This window comes from Bradyrhizobium sp. CCBAU 11434 (assembly GCF_028128895.1).
Classification (GTDB): domain Bacteria; phylum Pseudomonadota; class Alphaproteobacteria; order Rhizobiales; family Xanthobacteraceae; genus Bradyrhizobium; species Bradyrhizobium zhengyangense.
Genome location: NZ_LBJX01000050.1, coordinates 1 through 3,236, shown reverse-complemented (window position 1 = coordinate 3,236; position 3,236 = coordinate 1). Strand labels below are relative to the sequence as shown.

The following is a 3,236-nucleotide window of genomic DNA, read 5'->3' as shown; positions in this document are numbered from 1 at the left end:
CAGATTTGACGGGCATTTGTTCCCGCCGAACCCAATCAGCAGTTCTCCGCCCGATAAGACCGGGTTCACAAAGAAGGAGCGTTCTCTCGCCTCTGGTGATTGCGGGGGCCGGGGCGATCGTCCCAGGTCACATACCCGCACCATCGACACCGATACATGGTCACCGTCCCATCGATGCGAGCGTTCATCAGTTCGCTAACAGTCAAGTCGCTGCTGCCCCGGCATCGCCCGCAGCTCGGCAGGGATGCAGACGTCTTGTTGAAGTCCGACGCCCTTGCCACGCGGATAGCTCCTGAGCATGCCTCAACCGCGACACTGTTCGCTGTGAACCGCTTGGTGGCGCCAAAGTTCTTACGCCCTGCTTTGCTTCCGAGGCCGAGCCCTTAGCATCCTGGATTTTGCCGCTGGGCCTCCGCAACTGCCGGTGCACAAAAAGGCCCTAGCCGTGTTGGGCGGCTAAGGCCTTGTTGGGCATCTGGTGTCGGGAACGGACGCGGGCAAATAACGGGGAAAACATTAACCCGGTTCCGGTCCGTCTAAAAAGAACGGCCCCGGCGCGCGAGCAGCACAGCGGGGCCGGACGGCTGCGAGGGGCGGCGGAGACGGGGTGCAGCCGTCTCAGGAGCTACGGACGGCGATTAGTTGGTTTCACTGTCCTAATCTTTTCGGCGATCCGTGAAACCATTTGCGAGATGGACAAGGTTGCGATAGGGCGATCGGGCACGTGTGCTGACCTATCGTGAGCACATCATCGCCCCACACGGGGACTGATTGGCACCTGCTGCGGTATCCCTGCGAAGTGCGAGATCCAGCCGAATATTTCGACGACATCCAGGACGTCAAAGTCAAAGGACATGCTCGACCTAGCCAGGCACAACGTGAACAGAAGTCAGGCAACTTCGAGCCAAGCAAATTCGAGGATCACCAGGGGACAGCGCTAGCCGACTTCATTAATCAGAAGCGCGCCGGCAAGGTGATCCGTCCGAAGGAACGATGAAAGGCGACAACGTCGTCGATCTGATCGACGCACTACGAGAGAGTGTAAGTCGGGAGGCCGCCCAGCAATGGGCGGAAAGTCCACCAAGAAGCCGCGCAAGGCTGCCGTCGGTCAGAAGGAAATGCTGATACCTATCGCCGGAAAGAAGCGGCCAAGAAGCCGGCAAGTAGGTCACAGCGTAAGTCGGCTTGACGCCATGCGCCCTATCTTGGTCAAGGGCGTTACAAATGGCCTAGGCGGCAAGATCGAACGACCCAATTAGGGCGCGCATGTCATCGGCGAGCTCGCGATAGTGTTGGCTTGCTCGTCGGTACAGCTCGCGATTGCCTCCTTTCGATCGACCAGCGATCAGCTCGCACTCCGCAGCGAGATTTTCAAAACGCTCCAGCTTGGCTTGGAAACCACTCATTGCTCGCCCCACTCTTTACTCAAGGGACGTGACAATATTCGGCCGATTGGGTCAGCTCAAACAGATTCAATGCTGCACTTGCGAGGTCTTTATCCATCGACGGTTGCAGATAAGCAACGGGGCCGCGCAAAGCGTGAAGATTAGTCGCACCGCCGGGTCAACTGTCGCGCAGCGCTGTAATCCCCGTACGAACGGAACTTATTTTTCGATCATGTCGCGGATTTGGGGATGAGCGCTTTCAGCAAGTACCTACGAGCAACCCGTTCACCTCTATGCGGCACGAACAGCGTCGCCAAACGCAATTGCCCCTGCCAAGCGGCAGTCTGCGCTGCCGTTGGACTTGCCTGACCGGCCTTCTATCGCCGTTCTTCCGTTTACCAATATGAGCGGAGATGCAGAGCAGGAGTATTTTGCCGACAGATTTGCCGAGGACCTGCTGACCACGCTGTCAAAAATCAGGAGCTACTCGCCATCGCTCGCAATTCCAGTTTTGTCTTCAAGGGGCAGGCTAGGGATATAAGGGAGTTTGGACGGCTACTTGGAGCTCGGTACGTCGTGGAAGGAAGCGTCAGAAGTCCGGCAACAAGGTGAAGATCGATGGTGAATTTTGACTGCGCCCAACAGGTTGATAAGAAAGCCGGAAGATCTCCCAGGACTTGATGCTCCCAGGCAACCGACCGAAAGGAATACTCTTAAAGTCTGGCAAGCCTAGTGCTCCTATGGAAGGTTGAGCCGATGCGGAGGAAGTCGTTCCATGAACGAAGAGATTCTGCGCAAATTGGAGCGGCGTCTCGGACCGCTCCATGCGAGACAGCGATTGGCGATCGAGACGGATCATGAGGCGCGAATCTTTGGCCACGGCTTTCTCTCGTTTCACATTGAGAACTGGTATCCGGTCCATTCTGTCATTCGAAATGCACTTAAGCTGGCGGGTCTCTACTGGCGTGGACGCCGAAATACAGGAGGCATTCTCGTCAAATACAATGAAGTTGTATTCGAAGAGTTGCCACGGCTTTTCGAGGGCTTCACCATCCTCCACCTTAGCGACATGCATGTCGACATGAATGAGGTTGCCATGCACCGCCTGATCGAACTCGTCGGCGACATGCGCTACGATCTATGTGTTCTAACCGGCGACTATCGGGGGAAGAACTTTGGACCGTTCGAGTCAACCTTGAAGGGCGTCGCACGAGTGCGAGCTCATCTAAAGGAGCCCGTTTACGGAGTTCTGGGTGACCACGATACCATCCAAATGGTTCCGGGGCTGGAAGCCATGGGAATACGTATGCTCCTCAACGAGAGTGAGGCCATTGTGCGCGGCGATCAGCAAATCTATCTTGCCGGGATCGATGACGCCCACCGCTTCAAGGCCGACGATATCAAAAGAGCTGCATTGCAGATCCCATATGGCGAGTTCTCCATCTTATTGTCACACACACCGGAGATTTATCGTCAGGCGGCTCATGCCGATTTCAATCTGTTGCTGAGCGGGCATACGCACGGTGGGCAGATCTGTTTGCCAGGATCTATTCCGATCATACTTGATGCAGACTTGCCTCGACGGATGGGGGCAGGAGCTTGGCAGTATCACGAGATGGCTGGCTACACCTCTGTGGGTGCTGGATCAAGCGTCGTTCCTGTTCGTATCAATTGTCCGCCAGAAATCACCCTGCACCGGCTTCGCTCGGGCTAACGCCGGGCTAATATGGTTTGTCGCGCAGGTTAGCTCGGAATAGAAGACGAGACAGAATTAAAGCGGGATGGGGTTAGGTTGAATCGATTTGGGATTCCCAAATCAGTGGGTTTCTGATTCACCATGCTGGCTGGAAG

2 protein-coding genes and 1 pseudogene are annotated in these 3,236 nt (G+C 56.0%); 2 read left to right on the top strand and 1 reads right to left on the bottom strand.

Translation table 11 applies throughout. From position 1 onward, the window contains the following. Positions 1-1,229: 1,229 nt before the first annotated feature. Positions 1,230-1,406, bottom strand: coding sequence for a hypothetical protein (locus XI06_RS13080; protein WP_237874054.1), 177 nt, complete (start codon positions 1,404-1,406; stop codon positions 1,230-1,232). Between the two features lie 349 nt (positions 1,407-1,755). Between XI06_RS13080 and XI06_RS13075 the strand changes: the two are divergent. Together XI06_RS13075 and XI06_RS13070 are read left to right on the top strand one after the other, a co-directional pair. Then, positions 1,756-1,994, top strand: a pseudogene (locus tag XI06_RS13075) (adenylate/guanylate cyclase domain-containing protein); the annotation flags it as partial. Positions 1,995-2,160: 166 nt separating this feature from the next. Next, complete coding sequence (locus XI06_RS13070; protein ID WP_237874409.1) at positions 2,161-3,099, top strand: metallophosphoesterase; 939 nt, start codon at positions 2,161-2,163, stop codon at positions 3,097-3,099. The last annotated feature ends 137 nt before the right edge of the window (positions 3,100-3,236 follow it).

Excerpts from the sequence above, each read along its gene's own strand:
- XI06_RS13080 (WP_237874054.1), bottom strand. The coding sequence starts at position 1,406 with ATGAGTGGTTTCCAAGCCAAGCTGGAGCGTTTTGAAAATCTCGCTGCG.
- XI06_RS13070 (WP_237874409.1), top strand. The coding sequence starts at position 2,161 with ATGAACGAAGAGATTCTGCGCAAATTGGAGCGGCGTCTCGGACCGCTC.